The 21,166-nt window shown below is 72.7% G+C and carries 21 protein-coding genes; 13 read left to right on the top strand and 8 right to left on the bottom strand.

Translation table 11 applies throughout. The features are described 5' to 3' along the window. Positions 1 to 67 precede the first annotated feature (67 nt). Entirely contained in the window at positions 68 to 2,641 is a 2,574-nt protein-coding gene (gene pepN, locus M0M48_RS03555) for an aminopeptidase N (RefSeq protein ID WP_257750092.1), read from the top strand. A 67-nt stretch (positions 2,642 to 2,708) separates the two neighbouring features. Here the strand turns inward: pepN and M0M48_RS03550 are convergent, their stop codons facing one another. Both M0M48_RS03550 and M0M48_RS03545 read right to left on the bottom strand, forming a co-directional pair. Then, entirely contained in the window at positions 2,709 to 3,068 is a 360-nt protein-coding gene (locus M0M48_RS03550) for a TPM domain-containing protein (RefSeq protein WP_215816328.1), read from the bottom strand. Between the two features lie 8 nt (positions 3,069 to 3,076). Further along, the gene (locus tag M0M48_RS03545) at positions 3,077 to 3,445 is read right to left on the bottom strand and encodes a hypothetical protein (RefSeq protein WP_215816329.1); all 369 of its coding nucleotides are present in this window, start codon (positions 3,443 to 3,445) and stop codon (positions 3,077 to 3,079) included. A gap of 85 nt (positions 3,446 to 3,530) precedes the next feature. Between M0M48_RS03545 and M0M48_RS03540 the strand changes: the two genes are divergently transcribed. The 7 genes from M0M48_RS03540 to M0M48_RS03510 all read left to right on the top strand — a co-directional run bounded on the left by M0M48_RS03540 (position 3,531) and on the right by M0M48_RS03510 (position 8,654). Further along, the gene (locus tag M0M48_RS03540; protein ID WP_215816330.1) at positions 3,531 to 4,532 is read left to right on the top strand and encodes a mechanosensitive ion channel family protein; all 1,002 of its coding nucleotides are present in this window, start codon (positions 3,531 to 3,533) and stop codon (positions 4,530 to 4,532) included. Between the two features lie 7 nt (positions 4,533 to 4,539). Then, positions 4,540 to 4,923, top strand: coding sequence for a globin (locus tag M0M48_RS03535; protein WP_215816331.1), 384 nt, complete (start codon positions 4,540 to 4,542; stop codon positions 4,921 to 4,923). A 725-nt stretch (positions 4,924 to 5,648) separates the two neighbouring features. Then, the gene (locus M0M48_RS03530) at positions 5,649 to 5,795 is read left to right on the top strand and encodes a hypothetical protein (RefSeq protein ID WP_257750091.1); all 147 of its coding nucleotides are present in this window, start codon (positions 5,649 to 5,651) and stop codon (positions 5,793 to 5,795) included. Continuing rightward, a complete protein-coding gene (locus M0M48_RS03525) occupies positions 5,792 to 6,373 on the top strand; it encodes an RNA polymerase sigma factor (RefSeq protein ID WP_257750090.1) in 582 nt (193 codons plus the stop codon). The genes M0M48_RS03530 and M0M48_RS03525 overlap by 4 nt, the downstream gene beginning before the upstream one ends. A 135-nt stretch (positions 6,374 to 6,508) precedes the next feature. Continuing rightward, complete coding sequence (locus M0M48_RS03520; RefSeq protein ID WP_257750089.1) at positions 6,509 to 7,219, top strand: hypothetical protein; 711 nt, start codon at positions 6,509 to 6,511, stop codon at positions 7,217 to 7,219. 100 nt (positions 7,220 to 7,319) lie between these two features. Next, complete coding sequence (locus M0M48_RS03515; RefSeq protein WP_257750088.1) at positions 7,320 to 7,859, top strand: RNA polymerase sigma factor; 540 nt, start codon at positions 7,320 to 7,322, stop codon at positions 7,857 to 7,859. Positions 7,860 to 7,880: 21 nt separating this feature from the next. Continuing rightward, the gene (locus M0M48_RS03510; RefSeq protein ID WP_257750087.1) at positions 7,881 to 8,654 is read left to right on the top strand and encodes an enoyl-CoA hydratase/isomerase family protein; all 774 of its coding nucleotides are present in this window, start codon (positions 7,881 to 7,883) and stop codon (positions 8,652 to 8,654) included. Here M0M48_RS03510 and M0M48_RS03505 read toward each other — a convergent pair. Further along, a complete protein-coding gene (locus tag M0M48_RS03505; RefSeq protein ID WP_257750086.1) occupies positions 8,641 to 9,540 on the bottom strand; it encodes an acyl-CoA thioesterase in 900 nt (299 codons plus the stop codon). The genes M0M48_RS03510 and M0M48_RS03505 overlap by 14 nt on opposite strands. Before the next feature lie 149 nt (positions 9,541 to 9,689). On the opposite strand from M0M48_RS03505, the gene M0M48_RS03500 reads away from it, so the two are divergent. The 3 genes from M0M48_RS03500 to M0M48_RS03490 are packed head-to-tail and all read left to right on the top strand — an operon-like array spanning position 9,690 to position 12,058. Beyond that, on the top strand, positions 9,690 to 10,904 hold the full coding sequence (locus M0M48_RS03500; RefSeq protein WP_257750085.1) for an acetyl-CoA C-acetyltransferase: 1,215 nt from the start codon (positions 9,690 to 9,692) through the stop codon (positions 10,902 to 10,904). Between the two features lie 45 nt (positions 10,905 to 10,949). Next, complete coding sequence (locus tag M0M48_RS03495; RefSeq protein WP_257750084.1) at positions 10,950 to 11,537, top strand: GNAT family N-acetyltransferase; 588 nt, start codon at positions 10,950 to 10,952, stop codon at positions 11,535 to 11,537. 5 nt (positions 11,538 to 11,542) lie between these two features. Beyond that, positions 11,543 to 12,058: a MarR family winged helix-turn-helix transcriptional regulator gene (locus tag M0M48_RS03490; RefSeq protein ID WP_215816340.1), complete on the top strand. Its 516-nt coding sequence runs from the start codon at positions 11,543 to 11,545 to the stop codon at positions 12,056 to 12,058. A gap of 126 nt (positions 12,059 to 12,184) precedes the next feature. Here the strand turns inward: M0M48_RS03490 and ettA are convergent, their stop codons facing one another. From ettA to M0M48_RS03465, 5 genes are all read right to left on the bottom strand, one after another. Further along, positions 12,185 to 13,867 carry an energy-dependent translational throttle protein EttA gene (gene ettA / locus M0M48_RS03485; protein ID WP_257750083.1) on the bottom strand — a complete coding sequence of 561 codons (1,683 nt, stop codon included), beginning with the start codon at positions 13,865 to 13,867 and terminating at the stop codon, positions 12,185 to 12,187. A gap of 145 nt (positions 13,868 to 14,012) precedes the next feature. Next, the gene (locus M0M48_RS30850; RefSeq protein WP_308220365.1) at positions 14,013 to 14,480 is read right to left on the bottom strand and encodes a single-stranded DNA-binding protein; all 468 of its coding nucleotides are present in this window, start codon (positions 14,478 to 14,480) and stop codon (positions 14,013 to 14,015) included. 182 nt (positions 14,481 to 14,662) lie between these two features. After that, entirely contained in the window at positions 14,663 to 16,264 is a 1,602-nt protein-coding gene (locus M0M48_RS03475; RefSeq protein WP_215816343.1) for an ABC transporter, read from the bottom strand. Continuing rightward, complete coding sequence (locus M0M48_RS03470) at positions 16,261 to 18,015, bottom strand: dynamin family protein (RefSeq protein WP_252373716.1); 1,755 nt, start codon at positions 18,013 to 18,015, stop codon at positions 16,261 to 16,263. Before M0M48_RS03470 ends, M0M48_RS03475 begins: the two co-directional genes overlap by 4 nt. Next, positions 18,012 to 19,133, bottom strand: a complete 1,122-nt coding sequence (locus tag M0M48_RS03465; protein ID WP_257750082.1) for a PrsW family intramembrane metalloprotease — start codon at positions 19,131 to 19,133, stop codon at positions 18,012 to 18,014. Before M0M48_RS03465 ends, M0M48_RS03470 begins: the two co-directional genes overlap by 4 nt. An 82-nt stretch (positions 19,134 to 19,215) precedes the next feature. Between M0M48_RS03465 and M0M48_RS03460 the strand changes: the two genes are divergently transcribed. Together M0M48_RS03460 and M0M48_RS03455 are read left to right on the top strand one after the other, a co-directional pair. Next, complete coding sequence (locus M0M48_RS03460) at positions 19,216 to 20,634, top strand: aminopeptidase P family protein (protein ID WP_257750081.1); 1,419 nt, start codon at positions 19,216 to 19,218, stop codon at positions 20,632 to 20,634. Between the two features lie 44 nt (positions 20,635 to 20,678). Next, positions 20,679 to 21,122 (top strand): universal stress protein, encoded by a 444-nt coding sequence (locus M0M48_RS03455; protein WP_215816346.1) that lies wholly within the window; start codon positions 20,679 to 20,681, stop codon positions 21,120 to 21,122. Positions 21,123 to 21,166 lie beyond the last annotated feature (44 nt).

Here is a 21,166-nt window from a genome sequence, read left to right as displayed (position 1 = left end):
ACCGTTGTAGTTCGCACTTTTGTCCCCGATTGTCTGACAACTCGGAGCGGGTGCAAGGATGGCTGTCATGCCCGGCACCAACCTCACCCGCGACGAGGCGGCTACCCGCGCTGCGCTCGTCGACGTGACGTCCTATGTCATCGATCTCGACCTGTCCCGTGCGACGGAGGACGGCGTGGAGACCTTCGGGTCCACCACCACGCTGACGTTCACCGCGCGCCAGCCCGGATCGGCCACCTTCGCCGACCTGGTCGACGCGACGATCCACGAGATCACCCTCAACGGCACCGCGCTCGACCCGGCCACGGCGTACGCCGACAGCCGGATCGCGCTGCCCGACCTGCAGGCCGAGAACGTGCTCGTGGTCAAGGCCGACTGCACGTACTCCCACACCGGCGAGGGCCTGCACCACTTCGTCGACCCGGCCGACGGCAATGTCTACCTCTACTCGCAGTTCGAGGTCCCCGACGCCCGCCGCGTGTTCACCACCTTCGAGCAGCCCGACCTCAAGGCGCCGTTCACCTTCAACGTGACCGCCCCGGCGCACTGGAAGGTCGTCTCCAACGCGGCCACCCCCGAGCCGGCCCCGGTCCGCGACGGCGTGGCGCTCTGGAGCTTCCCGGCCACCCAGCCGATGTCGACCTACATCACCGCGATCGTCGCCGGTGACTACTACGAGGTCCAGGACGTCTATGAGGGCGCCCACGGCACGATCCCGCTCGGCCACTACAGCCGGCAGTCGCTCAAGGAGTACCTCGAGCGCGACCGCGACGAGATCGTCACCCTGACCAAGCAGGGCTTCGCCTTCTTCGAGGAGGCGTTCGGCTACCCCTACCCGTTCGGCAAGTACGACCAGCTCTACGTGCCGGAGTACAACATGGGCGCGATGGAGAACGCCGGCGCGGTGACCCTGCGCGACGAGTACCTCCCCCGCTCGCGCCAGCCGCGCTCGTTCTACGAGTTCCGCGCCTCGGTGATCCTGCACGAGATGGCGCACATGTGGTTCGGCGACCTGGTCACCATGAAGTGGTGGGACGACCTCTGGCTCAACGAGTCGTTCGCCGAGTGGGCCTGCTACCACGCCGAGGCCATGGCGACGTCCTACGACGACGCCTGGACCGGCTTCACCAACGCCCGCAAGCAGACCGGCTACCGCGCCGACTCGCTGCCCTCGACGCACCCGATCGCGGCCGACAACGTCGACCTCCACGCGGTCGAGGTCAACTTCGACATGATCACCTACGCCAAGGGCGCGGCGGTGCTCAAGCAGCTCGTCGCCTGGGTCGGTCTCGACCCGTTCCTGGCCGGGCTCAAGCAGTACTTCCACGACCACGCGTTCGGCAACACGGAGTTCTCCGACCTGCTGACCGCGCTCGAGAAGGCCTCGGGCCGCGAGCTCACCGGCTGGGCCCAGGAGTGGCTCCAGACCGCGGGCACCAACACCCTCTCCCCCGCCTTCGAGCTGGCCGCCGACGGCACCTACGCCGCGTTCGCGGTCAACCAGAGCGCGCCCCAGGACCACCCGACGCTGCGCCGGCACCGGGTCGGCATCGGCTTCTACAACAGCTCGCCCGAGGGTCGCCTCGTGCGCACCGACTACGTCGAGGTCGACGTCGAGGGCGCCCGTACCGAGCTCGCCGAGCTGGTCGGCAAGGCCCAGCCCGAGCTGCTGCTGCTCAACGACCAGGACCTGGCCTTCGCCAAGATCCGCCTCGACGAGCGCTCCCGGGCGACGGCCGTCGCGCGCCTGTCCGACCTCGACGACTCGCTCGCGCGGGCCCTGGTCTGGAGCGCGGCGTGGGACATGACCCGCGACGCCGAGCTCGCCGCGACCGACTTCGTCGAGCTGGTGCTCGGCAACATCGGCCGCGAGACCGACGCGTGGGGCGTGAGCCGGATCCCCGTCTACGCCGCCCAGGCCGTCGCGCTCTACAGCGACCCGGCCCGTCGTACCGAGCTCGCGGCGCGGTGGGAGCAGGGCCTGCGCGGCCTGCTCGCGGCCGCCGAGCCGGGCACCGACCACCAGCTCACGTTCGCCCGGTCCTACGCCGCGGCCGCGTCGAGCGAGGCGGCGATCGCCGACCTCGAGGCGATCCTCGACGGCTCGCTGACCTTCGAGGGCCTCGCCGTCGACCAGGACCTGCGCTGGGCGCTGCTCACCCAGCTCGCCCGGGTCGGCAAGGCCGACGACGCCCGCATCGACGGCGAGCTGGCCGGTGACAACACCATCTCCGGCCAGGAGAAGTCCGCCGCCGCGCGCGCCGCGCAGCCCACCGCCGAGGCCAAGGAGCGCGCCTGGACCCAGGCCCTCCTCGACCCGTCGGTGCCCAACGAGACCCAGCGCAGCGTCGTGCTGGCGTTCTGGCAGTCCGGCCAGGACGAGGTGCTCGCGCCCTACGTCGCCCGCTACCTCGACGAGGTCGCCGGCGCCTGGGACCGGCTCGGCTCGCACAAGGCCTCGGTCGCGCTGGAGCACATCTTCCCGCGCCTGATCGCCATCCCGGCCACGCTCGACGCCGTCGACGCCTGGCTCGCCGGCACCGGCGACAGCGTCAACCCGGGCGCGCTGCGCTACGTGCGCGAGGGCCGTGCCGACGTGGCCCGGGCGCTGGCCGCCCAGGCCACCGACGCCGCCCGCTGACCCTCGGCCAGACGCAGCACGGCCCGGCACCCCTCGGGGTGCCGGGCCGTGCTGCGTGCGGAGGTGCTCAGTCCTTGGCGAGCTCGCCGAGGAGTTCGATGCCGCGGGTCAGCCCGCCGGCCAGGTCGCCGGTCGCGAACCGCTCGGTCATCGCGGTCACCGCGCGCGCCGACTCCTCGTCGGTGAGCAGCTGACGGGTGTGCCCGCCGGTGACGATCTCGACCACCCGGCGGTCGGGGTCGACCATGATCAGGATGCTGCGGGTGGGCAGCACCAGCGTGTTGTGCAGGCTGGTCGCGAAGTCGCGCGGGTCGCCGGAGGCGGCGCCGACGAAGACCGAGATCTCGGCCCGGCACAGCTGCTCGGCGGTGCGGATCGTGACGTCGAGGGCAGCGCGCTCGGCGGCGCTGAGGGCCGTGGTGGGCATGGCGCGGACTACCAGGTGCCGCCGGCGCCGCCGGCCTTGGAGTCCTCGGAGTCCGGCTCGGCGAGCTCACCGGCCGCCTTCCGCGGGCCGCCGAGCCACTGGCTCTCGGGCTCGAGCGCGTTGACGCCGAGGTTCTCGCCACGGGCGAGCGCCGGGGCGACGTAGAGCAGCGTGATCACCACGAAGACCAGCAGCGGGATGCCGCCGAGGATCAAGAACGCGTGGAGCACGTCGATGTCGGGCTTGGGCTCCCAGCTGCCCGGCCGCGGCACGGGCGTGTCGGCCGAGGCGGCACCCGCGCCGCCGACGACGAGGAAGGCACTCACTCCGACGAGGGTGCAGGCGGTGAGGAGGCGACGTACGGCAGTGCTGGTCACGGGCCTGAGGATATCGGCTCCGCGCCCCGCGTGGCGCGGTGGTGCCACCCCAGCGCGTTCACCGCCCATTTGGGACACTGAGCGGATGCTCGTCTCCGCCCTGTCGACCGCTGCTCCGACCAGCCCCTGCGCCGACGGCGAGACCGTGTGCGACCTGGCCTGGGACGTGACCGGCAACCGCCGCCTGGCCGAGTGGTCCGACGTCCTGATCGGCAAGCCGCTGGCCATCATCGGCCTGGTCCTGCTCGGCCTCGTCGCCCGCTGGATGCTGCACCGCGTGGTCGACCGGATCGCCCGGCGCGCCGAGCGCGGCGTCCTGCCCGAGCGGGTCGAGAACGCCGTCGCCGCCCGGCGCAAGCAGCGCGCCGCGACCATGGCCGGCGTCCTCAAGAGCATCATCACCTTCGTCGTGGTGGCCATCGCCGGGACGATGGTGCTCAGCGAGCTCGGGGTCGACATCGCGCCCATCATCGCCAGCGCCGGCATCATCGGCATCGCGCTCGGCTTCGGCGCCCAGTCGCTGGTCAAGGACTTCCTGGCCGGCATCTTCATCTTCATCGAGGACCAGTACGGCGTCGGCGACGTCGTCGACCTCGGCGAGGCCAACGGCACCATCGAGCTGGTCACCCTGCGGATGACCCGGCTGCGCGACATCAACGGCACCGTCTGGTACGTCCCCAACGGCGAGATCCTGCGGGTCGGCAACAAGAGCCAGAACTGGTCGCGCGCGGTCGTCGACGTCAGCGTCGGCTACAGCGAGGACCTCGCCCGGGTCCAGCGGGTGCTGCGCGACGTCGCCCACGACCTGTGGCAGGACGACGAGTTCAACCACGTCATCATCGAGGAGCCCGAGGTGACCGGCGTCGAGATGCTGGCGCCCGACGCGGTGACCATCCGGGTGATGGTCAAGACCGCGCCGCTCGAGCAGTGGGCGGTCGCCCGGGCGCTGCGCCAGCGGATCAAGGCCCGCTTCGACCACGAGGGCATCGAGATCCCGTTCGCCCAGCGGGTCGTCTGGCACCGCGAGGACCGCCGTGCCGGCGGCGAGCAGGGGCCCGCGCCGGCCGCCGCGGGCGACGAGGGATGATGGTCGGGTGAGTGACGAGACGAGCTTCTACGACGAGATCGGCGGGTTCGAGACCTTCCGCCGGATCGTGGCGAAGTTCTACGAGGGCGTGGCGGCCGACGAGGTGCTCCGCCCGATGTACCCCGAGGCCGACCTCGGCCCGGCCGAGGAGCGCTTCCTGCTCTTCCTGGTCCAGTACTGGGGCGGGCCCACGACGTACTCCGAGCACCGCGGGCACCCGCGGCTGCGGATGCGCCACGCGCCCTTCGCCGTCGACGCCGACGCCCGTGACCGCTGGCTGACCCACTTCCGGGCCGGCCTCGACAGCGTCGCGCTGACCCCCGAGCAGGACGCCCGGTTCTGGGACTACGTGACCCACGCGGCGACCTTCATGGTCAACACCCCAGGCTGAGCCCGAGAAATACTTTCCGGGCGATGTAACGCCCGGGCCCTCTCGCGACAGGTACTCCACGAGGGGCCGCTCCCGGCCCCTCGTCCTGTGACCGGAGCGCTCCGGTCTCCGGACCGAGGTGTTGAGAGATGAACATGACCCGACCGGACTGGATCGAGGCCTTGCGCGCGGACGTGCGCCCGGCCGATCCGGAACCGGCACTGCTCGCGCAGTTGGTGGAGCTGAGCCGAGGCTCGGCCGCACCGGCTACGCGACCGAGTCGGTCGGCTGGTGCGCGATGGGCGATTGTGCTGGGGGGTGCGATCGCCGTCGGTGCCACCTCGTGGGCTGCGGGTGCCCTGCCCGGAACGGATTCTCCGTTCCGCCCCGAGGAGCACGTGACGCACCAGCCGGCCGACCCCTCTCCCGGAGGCGTCGGAACCCCACACTCCGATGATCCGGAGTCACCCGCCGAGGGAGAGTCCCCATCCCCGACCTCGGCGGGTGATGCGGGGTCGACCGCACCCGCCTCGCCGGGCACCGCGGGGACCGACCCGGCGCTCGTACCGAGCGGCTCGGGCTCGCCACCGGCGCTCGGCCTGCCCACCCCGAGCCTTCCCCTCCCCTCGCTCCCCTCGGTCCCGCTCACCCCGCCCGCCCCACCCGTCCCGTCGGCCCCGCTGCCGCCGGGACTCAGTCATGCTCCGGGCCCGGGCGACCTCTTCGACAAGCCCGGCAAGCCGCCGGTGCCCGTCCCCGAGCACGGCGACCGGGACGACCAGGGCGACCAGGGTGCGCACGACCAGCAGGGCAACGACGACGACCAGCAGGGCGACCACGACGCACGCCGCTCCCCCCAGCCGCAGGAAGCGCAGGTGGCCTCGGCTCAGTGACCTCCGACGACATCGTCGCCGCGGCCCAGCGCGGCGACCCCGAGGCGTGGCGCGAGCTCTACCGAGCACACGCCACGCGTCTCGTCGTCTGGTTGCGCGCCCGGGGTACCGGCGACGAGACGCCCGAGGACATCGCCGCGGCGTCGTGGCTGGTCGCGGCCGAGAAGATCGCCGGCTTCGAGGGCGACGGCGACGCCTTCGCCGCCTGGCTGTTCGGCATCGCCCGGCACCACCTGGCCAACGCCCGGCGCCGCTCGGCCCGCCGCGCCAGCGTCCTCGCCCCCACCGCCCCCGGCCTCGACCCCGGTCCCGAACCGGCGACGACCGGCAGCGACTGGGCCCGCCGGCTGCTCGCCACGCTGCCCGAGCGCGAGCGCGACGTGGTCACCTGCCGCGAGGTGCTCGACATGGACGTACCGACCACCGCGACCGCGCTCGGCCTGCGCCCGGTCGCCGTACGGGTGGCGCACCACCGGGCCCTCAAGCGCCTGCGCGGCCGGCTGGACGCCGACCCGGCGGAGACCTCGGGACCCACGGGTCCGACCGCCGCACCGACCGCCGCGCCGGAGGCCGGGTGAGCTTGTGGTGTGCTTTCTCTACTCTGGACGTAACAACCGCACCTCCCGGCTACATGAAGTCGGTGAGGACAGCCCCCGTCTCGGGAGGGGCCTGACCGGGTACCCGACCCGAGCACGACCGACAGGCAGCAGGCCATGAGCACCGATCGCCGCACGGAGCGGCTCCGCGTCGACGTACCGACGCTGGAGCCGGACCCCGCGTTCCTCGGCATGCTCACCCACCTGAGCGCGTCCTCGGTGCCGACGGCACCCCCACGTACGGCTCGGTCCTCCGGGCTCCGCCTCGTCGTCGCGACGGCCTCCGTGGCCGCGATCGCGGCGGCGACCTGGGCAGCGGGCATCCCCACCGGCGCGGAGATCCCACTCTCCCCCGCCGACGCCCCGACCAAGGTGGAGCCCACCGGGAACCCGAGCCCCGGAGACGTCGGAACCCCACACTCCGACGTATCCACGCCCGGCAGCCCCCTGTCCCCGGGGCTGCCGGGTTCCTCCCGCTCATCGGTGGGCCCCTCCGGCGCCGGATCGGGCACGGGGTCGGGCACGGGGTCGGGCACCGGGTCGGGAACTGCTCCCGGATCGGCCGGGGAGCACGCGACCGACCCGGGCACCGACGGCGACAAGCCCCACGGCAAGCCCGGCGACAAGCCCGAGAACAAGCCCGAGGACAAGCCCGGCGGCAAGGGCCACGACCAGGGCAACGGCAAGAGCCAGGGCAAGGCCAAGGGGCACGACAAGGACAAGGCCAAGGACAAGGCCAAGTCCCACGGTCAGGGCAACCCCGGCGACGAGGGCAAGGACAACGGCAAGGGCAAGGGCAAGGCCAAGGGCCACGGCACCGACCGATAGCCGACAAGTCGCCCGGAGGGCCCGGGGCACGCGACAATGAAGCCCCACGCCCCGGGACGACTCCGGAGGCGTGCAGGCCAATAGGGGTGGGACACGTCTGGTGCGAGCCGACGACGAGCTGGTTGCCGCGGCGAAGCGCGGTGACGCCGCTGCGTGGCGCGAGCTCTATCGCGCCCACGCGGGCCGGCTGCTGCTCTGGCTCGAGTCCCGCGCGAAGCCGGGGGGCGAGGCGCCCGACGACCTGGCCGCCGCGGCGTGGCTGGTGGCGGCCGAGCGGGTGGCGGACTTCACCGGGTCCTCGTCGGACTTCGGTGGCTGGCTCTTCGGCATCGCCCGCAACCACGCGGCCAACGCCTCGCGGCGCGGGGCGACCCGCTCGCGCGGCCTGGAGACGCTCGGCGCCGACGCGACCGTGACCCTCCCGGGACCGGAGCCGCGCCTGATCGCCGACGAGTGGGTCCGCGAGGCGCTCGCCTCGCTGCCTCCGCGGGAGCGGGACGTCATCGCCTGCACCGAGGTGCTCGACCTCGACGTCGCCGCGACGGCGGCCGCGCTCGGGATGTCCGCCGTCGCCGTCCGGGTCGCCCGGCACCGCGGCCTCAAGCGGCTGCGCGGCGTCCTGGACCACCCGGGAACCTAGAACACGTTCTATCCTGGCGCCATGACGCTGCAGGTCTCCGACGAGAACCGGGTCCGCACCCTGACCCTCGACCGCCCCGAGGCGCTCAACGCCTTCAACGAGGAGCTGTACGACGCGACCGCCGAGGCGCTCCTCGCCGCGGCGGCCGACCCCACGGTCGCCGTCGTCCTGCTCACCGGCGCCGGGCGGGCCTTCAGCGCCGGGACCGACCTGCTCGAGATGCACCGGATCGCCACCGATCCCACCTTCGTGCGCGGCCGGCACGGGTTCATCGGCCTGATCGACGCCCTGGTCGACTTCCCCAAGCCGCTCGTCGTGGCCGTCAACGGGCTCGGCCTGGGCATCGGCGCGACGATCCTGGGGTTCGCCGACCTCGGGCTGATGTCCACCGAGGCCCGGCTCAAGTGCCCCTTCACCTCGCTCGGCGTGGCGCCGGAGGCCGCGTCGTCGTACCTGTTCCCGGCGTTGGTGGGCCGCCAGAACGCCGCCTGGGCCCTGCTCTCGGCCGAGTGGATCAGCGCCGAGGAGGCTCGTGAGATGGGCCTGGTCCGCACCGTGTGCGCGCCCGGCGACCTGCTCCCGACCGCCCGGCGCCAGGCCGAGGTCCTCGCCCGCCGGCCGATCTCGTCGCTGATCGCGGTCAAGCACACGATGACCGAGCCGCACCGCGCCGCCATCCGCGCCGCCCGGGACCGGGAGAACGCCACCTTCGCCGAGCTGATGGGCGGACCGGCGAACCTCGAGGCGCTCGCCGCCTTCGCCGAGGGCCGCGAGCCGGACTTCAGCGGGCTGTGACCATGTCCCCGAGCGCCTCGACCAGCGCCTCGCGGAATCCCGGCGGCGGCGTCATCGAGCGCTGGGTCTCGGTGTCGAAGAAGACCAGCACGACCTTGGAGCGGGCCAGCACCTCGCCGCCGTCCGCGCCGCCCACGCCGTCGGTGATCTCGGACTCGATCACCATCGACTTGTTGCCGATCCGGGAGATCACCGACCAGCAGTCGTAGGGCTGCGGGCGCAGCACGATCGGCGCGACGTACTCGACGTCGGCCTGGGCGAGCACGCTCACGACCCGCGGGAAGCCCTGGAGGCCCTGCTGCAGGCGCCGGATCGAGCCGATCCGCGCCTCCTGGAAGAACTCGAAGTACTTCACGTTGTTGACGTGGCGGTAGATGTCGAGGTCGGAGAAGCGCACCTGCACCGGGTAGTGCGAGGCGTGCTCGCGCGCCACGTCGACCAGCACCGGGCGGGAGCGGACCTCCCCCAGCTCGGCGTACGGCGCGAGCGCGGTGCGCTCCTGCTCGTCGAGGCGGCGCGGCGTACCGGTGGCGAGGACGAACGGCGCCAGCACGGTCCGGGCCCGGAGGTAGACGGCGCGGGTGCCGTCGGCGTCCTCGGTGAAGATCTCGTGGTCGAGGGTGAAGCTCGCGGTCCGGATCTCGCTGACCCAGGACTCGATCGCCACCGCCTGGAACCGGAAGCGCAGCGGCGCCCGGAAGGTCACCTCGTGCCGGCGCACGACGTAGGCGTCGTTGTGGTGGTGCTCCACCCCGGCAGCGGTGCGGCAGGCGTGCAGGAGCGCGCCGCGCGCCTCCTGGAGGTAGTCGACGTACTTCACGTTGTTGACGTGGTTGAGCTGGTCGATGTCCCCCCAGCGCAGGGGGCAGTCGTAACGGTGCCGCACGCGTGCATGCTTCCACGGGAGGCCCCCACCGCGGGGTGGGGATCCGCATGCAGGGACCGCTGTGTGGGATCTGCCACGACTGCAACCTGTTACAGGTCTGCCGCACTACGCTGTCCGGGTTCAGCCTGTCACCGCACCGAGGAGTCTCCATGCCCGAGGCCGTCATCGTTTCAGCCGCCCGCACGCCGATCGGCCGTGCCAACAAGGGCTCGCTCAAGGACTTCCGGCCCGACGACCTGACCGCGTTCATCGCGAAGGCCGCGCTCGACAAGATCCCCGCGCTCGACCCCAACGACGTCGACGACTTCCTGCTCGGCTGCGGCCTGCCCGGCGGTGAGGCCGGCAACAACATGGCCCGCATCGTCACCAGCCTGATGGGCTACGAGATCCCCGGCGCCACCATCACCCGGTACTGCTCCTCGTCGGTGCAGACCTCCCGGATGGCCTTCCACGCGATCAAGGCCGGCGAGGGCGACGTCTTCATCTCCGCCGGCGTCGAGACCGTCTCGCGCTTCCAGTTCGGCACGTCCGACCACATCCCGAACACCAAGAACCCGCTCTTCGCCGACGCCCAGCAGCGCACCGAGGACTACGCCCAGGGCGGCAAGGACTGGCACGACCCGCGCGAGGACGGTCTGCTCCCCGACGTCTACATCGCCATGGGCCAGACCGCCGAGAACGTCGCCCGGATGCGCGGCCTCAAGCGCGAGGATCTCGACCACTTCGCCGTCCGCTCGCAGAACCTCGCCGAGAAGTCCATCAACGACGGCTTCTGGGCCCGCGAGATCACCCCGGTCACGCTGCCCGACGGCACCGTCGTCTCGGCCGACGACGGCCCGCGCGCCGGCGTCACCTACGACGCGATCTCCCAGCTCCAGCCGGTCTTCCGCCCCGACGGCGTCGTGACCGCCGGCAACTGCTGCCCGCTCAACGACGGCGCCGCCGCCGTCGTGATCATGTCCGACACCAAGGCCGCCGAGCTCGGGCTCACCCCGCTCGCCCGGATCGTCTCCACCGGCGTCTCGGGCCTCTCCCCCGAGATCATGGGACTGGGCCCGGTCGAGGCCACCCGCAACGCCCTCAAGCACGCCGGGATGAGCATCGACGACATCGACCTCGCCGAGATCAACGAGGCCTTCGCCGCCCAGGTCCTGCCCTCGGCCGAGGACCTCGGCATCCCGATCGAGAAGCTCAACGTCAACGGCGGCTCCATCGCCGTGGGCCACCCCTTCGGCATGACCGGCGCCCGCCTGCAGAACACGCTGCTCAACTCGCTGCAGTGGCACGACAAGTCCACCGGCCTGATCACCATGTGCGTCGGTGGCGGCCAGGGCATGGCGATGATCCTGGAGCGCCTCTCCTGACGCTCTCCTGAGCGACTGTCGGTGGCGGGCCGTACCTTGCCGTGCATGAGCACGGAGATCGAGGTGCGGCCCGCCACTGTCTTCGAGGACGTCCGGGCGCTGGTCGGCCCCCAGCGCGCCGACGCCAGCGTCTGCTGGTGCCTGAGCTACCGGATCCCGTCCAAGGTCAACAACGCCATGCGCGGGCAGGAGCGCGGCGCGTTCGTCGCGAAGATGCTCGCCGACGGACCGCTCGGGGTCCTCGCCTACCGCGACGACGTTCCCGTCGGGTGGGCGGCCGTGGCTCCGCGCGCGGACACGACCTTCGCCCGCAACCGCAAGATCCCCCACGTCGACGACCTGCCGGTGTGGTCGGTGTGGTGCATCCGGGTCCGGCCCGGCCACCGCGGCCAGGGCATCTCGCACGCGCTCATCCAGGGAGCGGTCGACTACGCCCGCGACCACGGCGCGCCCGCCCTCGAGGCGTACCCCCTCGACAACGGCGAGGCCCGGGTCGACCAGACCATGGCGTACGCCGGCCTGCGGGCCAACTTCGAGGCCGCCGGCTTCCGCTGGGCCGCCGACACCACCTCGGTGCTCAACGGACACCCGCGCGTACTGCTCCGGCACGACCTCGCCCAGGACCTAGACTGACGCGGATGACTGACGAGACCGCCGCCTCCCTGGCCGCCGCAGCCGGCCACGAGCCGCGGTGGCTCGACGAGGAGCAGCAGCGCACCTGGCGCTCGTTCCTGCTCGGCACCACGCTCCTGCTCGACCGGATCGACGAGGACCTGCGCCGCCAGCACGGCCTGTCCGCGGTCGAGTACGAGATCCTGGTCCGCCTCTCCGAGTCCGAGGGCCGGCTCCGGATGGCCCAGCTCGCCGCCGCCCTCGCGCACAGCCGCAGCCGGGTCACCCACACGGTCAAGCGGATGGAGAAGGCCGGCCTGGTCCAGCGCGAGGAGTCCCCCGAGGACGGCCGTGGCGTCGACTGCCGGCTCACCGACGCCGGCTACGCCATGCTCACCCTCGCCGCCCCCGGGCACGTCGACACGGTCCGGCAGTCGCTCATCGACCTGGTCGCGCCCGGCGACCTCGACGCGCTCGGGCGGGTCATGGACGCGGTGTGCGACGAGCTGATCTGCGCGCACCCGGAGCGCGAGATCCGCTAGCCGGGAACGGCTCCGCCGGCGTCAGCACGGCGCACGGACCGGCGAGCGGCCGGCGCCGGCATGGCGAACGGCCCCGGCGAGCCCCTCAGGGGGCCGACGAGGCCGTTCGGTGCGCGCGCTGGGCGGTCAGTCGCGGGTGAGGCGACGGTGCGTGACGCGGTGCGGGCGGGCCGCCTCGACGCCGAGGCGCTCGATCTTGTTGTCCTCGTAGGAGGCGAAGTTGCCCTCGAACCAGAACCAGGCACCCTCGTCGTCCTCGGTGCCCTCCCAGGCGAGGATGTGGGTGGCCACCCGGTCGAGGAACCACCGGTCGTGGGAGGTCACCACGGCGCAGCCCGGGAAGTCGAGCAGGGCGTCCTCGAGCGAGGACAGGGTCTCGACGTCGAGGTCGTTGGTCGGCTCGTCGAGCAGGAGCATGTTGCCGCCCTGCTTGAGGGTGAGCGCGAGGTTGAGGCGGTTGCGCTCACCACCGGAGAGGACGCCGGCCTTCTTCTGCTGGTCGGGGCCCTTGAAGCCGAACGAGGCGACATAGGCGCGGCTGTTCATCTCGAAGTTGGCGACCTTGATGAAGTCCAGGCCGTCGGAGACGACCTCCCAGACGTTCTTCTTGTGGTCGATGCCGCCGCGGCTCTGGTCGACGTACGAGATCTTGACCGTCTGGCCGACGTTGAGCTTGCCGGAGTCGGGCTGCTCGTTGCCGGTGATCATTCGGAACAGGGTGGTCTTGCCGACGCCGTTGGGGCCGACGACACCGACGATGCCCGCACGCGGGAGCGTGAAGGAGATGTCGTTCCACAGGATCCGGTCCTCGAAGCCCTTGGTGAGGTGCTCGGCCTCGAGCACGACGTCACCCAGGCGCGGGCCCGGCGGGATGTTGATGTCGGCCGCGTCGATCTTGCGGGCCTTGTCAGCCTCGGCCGCGAGCTCCTCGTACCGGGCCAGACGCGACTTGGACTTGGTCTGGCGGGCCTTGGCGTTGGAGCGGACCCACTCCAGCTCCTTCTCGAGCATCTTGGCGCGCTTGGCGTCCTTGGCGCCCTCGACCTTGAGCCGCTCCTTCTTGGTCTCCAGGTACGTCGAGTAGTTGCCCTCGTAGCCGTGGATCGAGCCGCGGTCGACCTCGGCGATCCACTGGGCGACGTTGTCGAGGAAGTACCGGTCGTGGGTGACCGCCAGGACGGCGCCCGGGTAGGACTTGAGGTGACCCTCGAGCCACTGCACGGACTCGGCGTCGAGGTGGTTGGTGGGCTCGTCGAGGAGCAGCAGGTCGGGCTGCTGGAGGAGGAGCTTGCACAGCGCCACGCGGCGCCGCTCACCACCGGAGAGCTTGTCGACGAGGGCGTCGGAGGGCGGGCAGCGCAGGGCGTCCATCGCCTGCTCGAGCCGGCTGTCGAGGTCCCAGGCGTTGGCGTTGTCGAGCTCGGTCTGCAGCTCGCCCGTCTCGGCCATCAGGGCGTCCTGGTCGGCGTCGGGGTCGCCCATCTCCATGTAGGCGTCCTCGAGGCGCTTCATCTTGGACTTGATGTCCGCCACGGCCTCCTCGACGTTCTCGAGGACGGTCTTGCCCTCGGTCAGCGGCGGCTCCTGCTGGAGCATGCCGACCGTCGCGTCGGGGTCGCGCACAATGTCGCCGTTGTTGGGCTGGTCGAGGCCGGCCATCAGCTTGAGCAGCGAGGACTTGCCCATGCCGTTGGGTCCGACGACACCGATCTTGGCGCCGTGCAGGAAGGACAGCGTCACGTTGTCGAGGACAACCTTGTCGCCGTGGGCCTTTCGCACGTTGCGCAGCGAGAGCACGTATTCCGCCATGGGGCCAAGGCTACGCAGCATCCGGCGGATCACGGTGGTCGGGGTCGCTCCGCGCCGGGGTCGTCGGGCGCAGGTGGTGCGGGCGGGCGGTGGGGGGGGGACGGCGGACCCGGTGGGGCGGGGCGCGGGAGCGGCGGGGCGAGAGTCATGCGGCGGCGCTCCGGGCGGACGCGGCGGGGAGTCCGGAGGCGGCCTCGGCGGCCTCGGCGGCATCGGCGGCCTCGGCGGCCCCGGCGGCGTCGGGCGGCAGCGGTGCGGCCTTGACGAAGGTGGCCACCCCGCGGGTGAGGTCGTGGCCGAGGGTGAGGGCGTCGATCTCGACGGCGACGGCTTCGAGCCCGTGCTTGTTGACGTAGGTGCGGTGGGTGAGCCGGCCGTGCACGATGACCGGGTCGCCCTGGTGGAGCGAGCTCGCGGCGTGGGAGGCGAGGCGGCGCCAGGCGCTGACGGCGTACCACTGGGTCTCGCCGTCGACCCACTCGGCGGCGGTGCGGCTGAAGTGGCGGGGTGTGCAGCCCACCCGGAAGCCGAGCACCGGGACGCCGCCGACCTCGCGGGCGGTGGGCTCATTGCCGATCCAGCCCTGGACGGTGACCAAGGGGGCGTTGGACATGGGGTTCTCCTCTCGATGGCGCCCGGTCGGGGTGACCGGGCAGGAGAGAAGTCCATGGCAGGGGGCCGGGGATGCGGGTCCGGGTCAGGGCGGGCTGGGGAGAGAAGAGCCCCGGCCCGCCGGCTGTGGAGAGCCGAGGGACCGGGGCGGTACGCCTGGGAGAGGCGTGAGGTTCAGCGGGGTCAGGAACGCGCGGCGTTGATGCCCCGGCGGAAGGCCGCGTACGACGCGAGCTCGGCGCCGAGCGGCTGGACCACGTCGGCGTCGAGCACCTGGTGCACGACCCCGCGCAGCCGCTCGTCGGCCGCCTCGGCGCGCTGCCGGGCGAGCCCACGCACGAGCATCCCCCCGACCACGGCGAGGAGCAGCCCGAGCACCAGCCCGCCGATGCCGAGCACGGCCGGCAGCGGGAGCCCGGCGACCTTGGTCAGGTCGCCGGCGTTGCCCTGGACCGCGGCGACGCCCCACCAGACGAAGCCGCCGACGGCGGCCAGCAGGAGCAGCCAGTGCAGCACCCGGACCAGGCCCACCCACGCGGGCAGCCGGCCGCCGAGGTCGACCCGGCGCAGCTCCTGGTCGAGGCGCTGTCCGGCGCTGTCGAGGCGGCCGGTGGCCGCGGCGAGCACGTGCCGGGTCCAGCCCGGTCCGACGCCCGCGGCGGCCTCGTCGGCCAGCCCGCGCACGGTGGTATCGACGGCGGCGCGGTCGAGCGGGGCGACCTTGGGGTCGGTGGAGAGCGCCGTCGCGTCGTCGCCGCGACCGCCGAGCAGCGCGAGCGGCGGCCAGGCGACGGCACGGCGGGCGCGCTCGCCGACGGTGCGCTCGATGCCCTCGACGACGGCCGAGACGCCGGCCGCGTCGGCGACGCGGTCCTCGACGTCCTCGATCCGGCTGGGCGCGAGGTCGGCGGCGGGCGTGCTGCCACCGGCCTGCTCGAGGCGTCCGGCGGCGGCGGCGATGTCGGCCTCGACACGCAGCGACGTGCTCCGCTTGTCGTGGACCCGGCGCAGGATCTCCTGGCGCAGCTCGGGCATGCCGATGCCCTCGCGCGCCGAGATCGGCAGCACGGGGACGTCGGGCAGGCCGTCGGCGGCCAGCAGGCGGCGGACGTCGTCGATCATCGACTGGCGGCGGTCGAGCGGCACGGTGTCGATGTGGTTGAGCGCGACCAGGATGACGTCCTGGTGGGTGCTCATCGGCTTGAAGTAGCGGTCGTGCACGGCGGCGTCGGCGTACTTCTGGGGGTCGAGGATCCACACCATGAGGTCGGCGGTGGCGACCAGCCGGTCGACCTCGAGGTGGTGGGAGACCTCGGTGGAGTCGTGGTCGGGCAGGTCGAGCAGGACGACGCCGTCGAAGTCCTCGTCACCGCGCGGGGTGTCGAGCATCGAGTCGCGCATCGTCTGGTGCCGCGGCGGGATGCCGAGCCACTCCAGCAGCTCGCCGGCGCCCTGGCTCCCCCACACCACGGCCGTGGCCCACGAGGTGGTGGGCCGGCGGATGCCGACGGAGGAGAGCTCGAGCCCGGTCAGCGAGTTGTACGTCGACGACTTGCCCGAGCCCGTCGCTCCGGCGATGGCGACGACCGTGTGGCGCGCCGAGAGCCGCAGCCGGCCGGTCGACTTGTCCACCGCCGCCGCGACCTCGTCGAGCACCGCGTCATCGAGCCGGCCGCGCGCGGCCTGGGCCGCCGCGTCGAGCCCGGCGACCTTGGCGCCGATGGCCGATCCCCGCGTGGCGAGGTCGGCAGGGACCTTCGTCGCGTCGTCGAGACCTTGCGTCACAGGTGTCCACCCGTTCCCTTCTTAGCCGCGGCGAACCGCAGGTCGTCCACCCGGCGAGCGGCCTGGCGGAGCTGGTCCGGCGCGTCGGGCTTGAGCTGCCACTGTGCGGCCGGCGCGAGGTAGCGGGCGCGCTCGGCGCCCATCAGCGTCGTCAGCCGGCGCGCGAGGTCGCCGCGCGCCTGGTCGACGAGTCGGTCGGCGCCGGCCTGTCCGAGCGTGGTGGCGAGGAGACCCTCGCCGAGCCGGACGGCCTCGGCCGCGTCGCCCTGGGGCTGGGCTCCGGCGAGCGCCACGACGCCGAGCGTCACCGCGAGCCCGCGGACGCCGAGCGCGAGGAAGCGCGCGCTGTGGCGCGCGTCGCCGGCCTCGGTGCGGACGAGGTCCTGGAGCCCGTCGTGCCAGGTGCGGACCTCCTGCTCGGCCTGGGCACGCAGCCCCCGGCCGGCGCGGGACAGGTCGTCGGTGGTCGATCGGAGCAGCGCCTCGCCGTAGGACTTCTCGCGCCACGCGGCGGCCGCGGTCGAGGCGGCCCGCTCGGCGTGGTCGGCGACGAGCGTCTCGAGCGCCATCTCGATGGCGAGCCCGACCCGCTCGGCCTGCTGGGGCTTGCCCTTGATCGCATTGACCAGCCGCTCGCGCACGAAGCCGACCTTGGCCTCCAGCGTGCGGACCAGCTCGCCGCTGCCGACGAACTCCTGCCAACGGGCGAGCAGGTCGCCACGCAGGAGCGTGCCGTCGGTGCCGGCGCTCACCAGCGCCGTCTGGGCCTCGTCGTAGACACGGTCGGCGCGGGCGAGGAGGTCGGCGACGGCCCCGACCTGGAGGTCGACGGCGTCGGCGATCGGGAACGCCTTGCGGGTCACCGTGCGCACGGCACCGGCGACGGTCTGGTTGACGACGTCGCGCTTGGCGGCGGTGTCGGCGGCCAGCGCGTCGAGCCAGCCCTTGATCTCGGCACCGTACGACGCGGGCAGCAGCCCCTCGTCACTCACCGGCCCCTGAGGTACGGCGAACAGCGGGCTGTCCTTGAGCCCACGGGCCGCCATCATCCGGGCGAGGTGGACCGAGACCGTCGAGACGTCGTCGGCCGAGGTCCGGCTGAGCACGAGCGCCACGGCCGTGTTGCGGTCGACCGCCTGCTTGAGGTGGTCCCAGGGCACCTGGTCGGAGTAGCGCGCCGCCGAGGTGACGAACAGCCACAGGTCTGCCGCGGCGAGCAGCTGACCGGCGAGCTCGCGGTTGCGCTCGTCGACCGAGTCGACGTCGGGTGCGTCGAGGATCGCCAGCCCGCGCGGGACCTCCAGGCTCGGGACGAGCTGGATGGCGTCCTGGTCGGTGGTCGGCTGGGCGACCCGGGCGAGCTCGGGGAGCAGCCGGTCGGCGCCGAACCAGCGGCCGTCGTCGGGGTGGTGGACCAGCACGGGCGAGCGCGTGGTCGGCCGGAGCAGACCGGGCGTGGTCACCTTGGTGCCGACGAGGGTGTTGACCAGGGTCGACTTGCCGGCGCCGGTGGAGCCGCCGACCACGACGAGCAGCGGCGCCTCGATCTCGGTCAGCCGCGGGATGATGTAGTCCTCGAGCTGCTCGATGATGTGCTCGCGACCGACGCGCAGCGCGTCGACGCTGGGCAGGTCGAGCGGCAGCGGCGCGTTGTTGAGCGAGCCGTGGAGACGCACCACCTCGGTGAGCATCCGGCCGTCGACGTCGTCGGTGAGGCCGGCGCCCGTCGAGGCCTGGTGTCCGGGAGTCATCGCTGAGGTACCACCTGTCCGGGAAATGCGATCTGCGGCCGGGCTGCCTGGATCCGCCCGAGGAAGTCCTGTCCGCGCACCTGCCAGTCGGCCGGCGCGGTGCCGCGCAGGAGCCGGTGATGGAGGTAGCCCAGCTCGATCGCGGCCTGCTGGTAGTCGCGCATCGCGCGCTCGGCGTCGGGTCCGCCCATCCGGCGCGCGAACTGCCGGGCCTGGCGGCGCGCACGGAGGTTGACCACCCAGCCGATGTCGGTCGCCGGCAGCAGGCCGCGCTGGGCGGCGTCGGTGAGCGAGACCCGGAGGACGTGCGCCTCGGTCTCGCGCGACCACCACGCCAGCGCGATCATGCCGATGAACGCCGGCGCCATGATCACGACGTAGACCACGGCGAAGCTGCCGAAGCCGAAGATCGTGGAGGCGTTCCAGACGCCGTGGGCGAGCACGGCGAGGGCGTAGCCGCCCAGCGGCGCGAGCCAGCGCACGGAGCGGCGCCGCGAGGCGACCGCGAGGCCGACCCCGACGCCGGTGAAGGCAGTGAAGAGCGGGTGCGCGAACGGGCTGAAGATGCACCGGACGACGAAGGTCCCGGTCACCGCCTCGATCCCGCCCGGCCCCATGCCGTCGGTGCCGTCGTAGGCCGCGGCGAGGTAGAGGATGTTCTCGGTGAACGCGAAGCCCACGCCGACCATGCCGGCGTAGACGATGCCGTCGAGGACCCCGTCGATCTCGGCCCGGCGCCACCACAGCAGCAGGACCAGGAACAGGCCCTTGCTCGCCTCCTCGATGACCGGCGCGGCGATCGCGAGCGAGGCGTCGTCGGTGAACCCGACGATGAGCCCGCCGAGGCCCTGGATGACGATGGCGGCCATCGTGGCGACGAAGGCGCCCCAGGCCAGGCCCGAGGCGAGGAGGATCCGCGGCTCGGGCTCGTAGCGGTCGAGCCACAGGTACGCCGCCAGGACGGGCCCGACGGGCAGCGCGGCGAGCGCGGTCGCCAGCAGCGTGATCGTCGGCGCGCCGGAGAGCGCGAGCACGAGCAGTGTCAGCAGCGCTCCGAGCGCCACCGCCACGGCCACGACGACCGTGAAGGCAACACTGTTGCGACGGACTGCTGGCATGGGCCGCAGCCTATCCGCAGCGTGCCGCGCGCCTGAGATCGCCGCGTCTTCACGGGCGTGCGCGCGTGCGTACAGTAGGGGGGTGAGCGCCGAGACCCCGCAGAACGGACCGAAGACCGAGCAGCACGACCCGGCCGTCCCGGAGGCCTATGCGGCCTTCATGCGGACGGGCTGGGACGAGCGCGAGGACGACGTCGAGCGCCATCCGCTCGCCGACCACGCGGCCGTTCGTCGTACCCGGCTGGCCGAGGCGTTCCCCGGCGAGCGCCTGGTGCTGCCCGGCGGCGGCTACAAGGTCCGCGCCTACGACACCGACTACCGCTTCCGCGCCGACACGGCCCACGCCTACTTCAGCGGCAACCAGACCTCCGACGCGACGCTGGTCGTCGAGCCCGACGGCTCCGCGGTGCTCTACGCCCGCCCGCGCTCGACGCGGGACAGCGACGAGTTCTTCCGCGACCGCCAGTACGGCGCCCTGTGGGCCGGCAAGCGCCCGTCCGCCGGCGAGCTCGAGGCCGCCCTCGGCCTGACCGTCAAGCACGTCGACGAGCTCGAGGCCGACCTCGCCCGCAGCGCCAAGACCCGCGTCCTGCGCGGCGTCTCGGCCCCGGTCGACGCGCTCGTCCCCGGCGACGAGGGGCGCGACGGCGAGCTCGAGCGGGTCGCCTCCGAGATGCGCCTGGTCAAGGACGCCTGGGAGATCGGCGAGCTGCAGGCCGCGGTCGACGCGACCACGCTCGGCTTCGAGGACTGCGTGCGCGAGTGGGACCGCGTCGTCGAGCACGGCGAGCGCTGGCTCGAGGGCACGTTCTTCCGCCGGGCGCGCACGATGGGCAACGACCTCGGCTACGACTCGATCGTCGCCAACGGCTCCCACGCGACGACGCTGCACTGGATCGAGAACTCGGGCGCGATCGTCCCCGGCGAGCTGATCCTGTGCGACATGGGCGTCGAGGGCGCCAACCTCTACACCGCCGACGTGACCCGCACCCTGCCGGTCTCCGGCACGTTCTCCCCCCTGCAGCGCGACCTCTACACGCTGGTGCTGCGCTCCCAGGAAGCCGCGATCGCCGCGCTCCGGCCGGGCGCGAAGTTCCTGGCCGGCCACGACGCCGCGATGGACGTGCTCGCCCACGGCCTCGACGACCTCGGCCTGCTGCCGGTCCCGGTCGAGGAGGCCCTCTCCCCCGACTCCAAGGTCTACGCCCGCTGGACCCTGCACGGCGTGAGCCACATGCTCGGCATGGACGTCCACGACTGCGGCAAGGCGGCCCCCGAGGCCTACCGCGAGGCGGACCTCGTCGAGGGCATGGTGCTGACCGTCGAGCCGGGCCTCTACTTCCAGGCCGACGACCTGCTCGTCCCCGAGGAGCTGCGCGGGATCGGCATCCGGATCGAGGACGACGTGGTGGTCACCGCCGACGGCGTCCGCAACCTCTCGGCCGCGCTGCCGCGCACCCCCGAGGCGATCGAGGACTGGATGGCCACGCTGCGCGGTTGAGCGCTACGTTGGGGCCGCAGGTCACAACGGCGTGAGGAGCAGCAGTGGCGGACAAGATCATCGTCGCAGGGGTCGACGGCAGTGCGACGGCGGCAGCGGCCGCGGAGCGGGCCGCCGTGCTCGCCCAGGCGCTCGACGCGCGCCTCCACCTGATCTCGGCGTTCGGCAAGTTCGAGTCCGAGACGGTGCGGATCGGCAGCGACACCCTGATGCTCAGCAACGAGACCGAGGCCGAGAAGGTCGCCACCAAGGCGGCGGGCCTGCTCCGTACGGCGTACCCGGGCCTCACGATCACCACGGCCGCCGCCGAGGGCAAGCCGGGCGAGGCGCTCGTCAGCACCGCCGAGGCGCTGGGCGCCGAGCTCATCGTCGTGGGCAACAAGCGGGTCCAGGGCATCGCCGGACGGGTCCTCGGCAGCATCGCGCGCGATGTCGCCGCGCACGCCTCGTGCGACGTCTACGTGGCCCACACCCACGACCGCGGCTGAGCCTCGCGCCGCACCCGCGGCGAAATCGAACACCGCGCCGACTT

The organism is Pimelobacter simplex, from assembly GCF_024662235.1.
In the GTDB taxonomy this organism is placed as follows: domain Bacteria; phylum Actinomycetota; class Actinomycetes; order Propionibacteriales; family Nocardioidaceae; genus Nocardioides.
Note: the sequence above shows the minus strand (reverse complement) of the source record. Positions and strands in the feature narration are given on the sequence as shown.

What these genes read in the sequence shown, in the direction of transcription:
- pepN (WP_257750092.1), top strand. Translation starts at nt 68, where the DNA reads ATGCCCGGCACCAACCTCACCCGCGACGAGGCGGCTACCCGCGCTGCG.
- M0M48_RS03550 (WP_215816328.1), bottom strand. Translation starts at nt 3,068, where the DNA reads ATGCCCACCACGGCCCTCAGCGCCGCCGAGCGCGCTGCCCTCGACGTC.
- M0M48_RS03540 (WP_215816330.1), top strand. Translation starts at nt 3,531, where the DNA reads ATGCTCGTCTCCGCCCTGTCGACCGCTGCTCCGACCAGCCCCTGCGCC.
- M0M48_RS03520 (WP_257750089.1), top strand. Translation starts at nt 6,509, where the DNA reads ATGAGCACCGATCGCCGCACGGAGCGGCTCCGCGTCGACGTACCGACG.
- M0M48_RS03510 (WP_257750087.1), top strand. Translation starts at nt 7,881, where the DNA reads ATGACGCTGCAGGTCTCCGACGAGAACCGGGTCCGCACCCTGACCCTC.
- M0M48_RS03500 (WP_257750085.1), top strand. Translation starts at nt 9,690, where the DNA reads ATGCCCGAGGCCGTCATCGTTTCAGCCGCCCGCACGCCGATCGGCCGT.
- M0M48_RS03495 (WP_257750084.1), top strand. Translation starts at nt 10,950, where the DNA reads ATGAGCACGGAGATCGAGGTGCGGCCCGCCACTGTCTTCGAGGACGTC.
- M0M48_RS03490 (WP_215816340.1), top strand. Translation starts at nt 11,543, where the DNA reads ATGACTGACGAGACCGCCGCCTCCCTGGCCGCCGCAGCCGGCCACGAG.
- ettA (WP_257750083.1), bottom strand. Translation starts at nt 13,867, where the DNA reads ATGGCGGAATACGTGCTCTCGCTGCGCAACGTGCGAAAGGCCCACGGC.
- M0M48_RS30850 (WP_308220365.1), bottom strand. Translation starts at nt 14,480, where the DNA reads ATGTCCAACGCCCCCTTGGTCACCGTCCAGGGCTGGATCGGCAATGAG.
- M0M48_RS03470 (WP_252373716.1), bottom strand. Translation starts at nt 18,015, where the DNA reads ATGACTCCCGGACACCAGGCCTCGACGGGCGCCGGCCTCACCGACGAC.
- M0M48_RS03465 (WP_257750082.1), bottom strand. Translation starts at nt 19,133, where the DNA reads ATGCCAGCAGTCCGTCGCAACAGTGTTGCCTTCACGGTCGTCGTGGCC.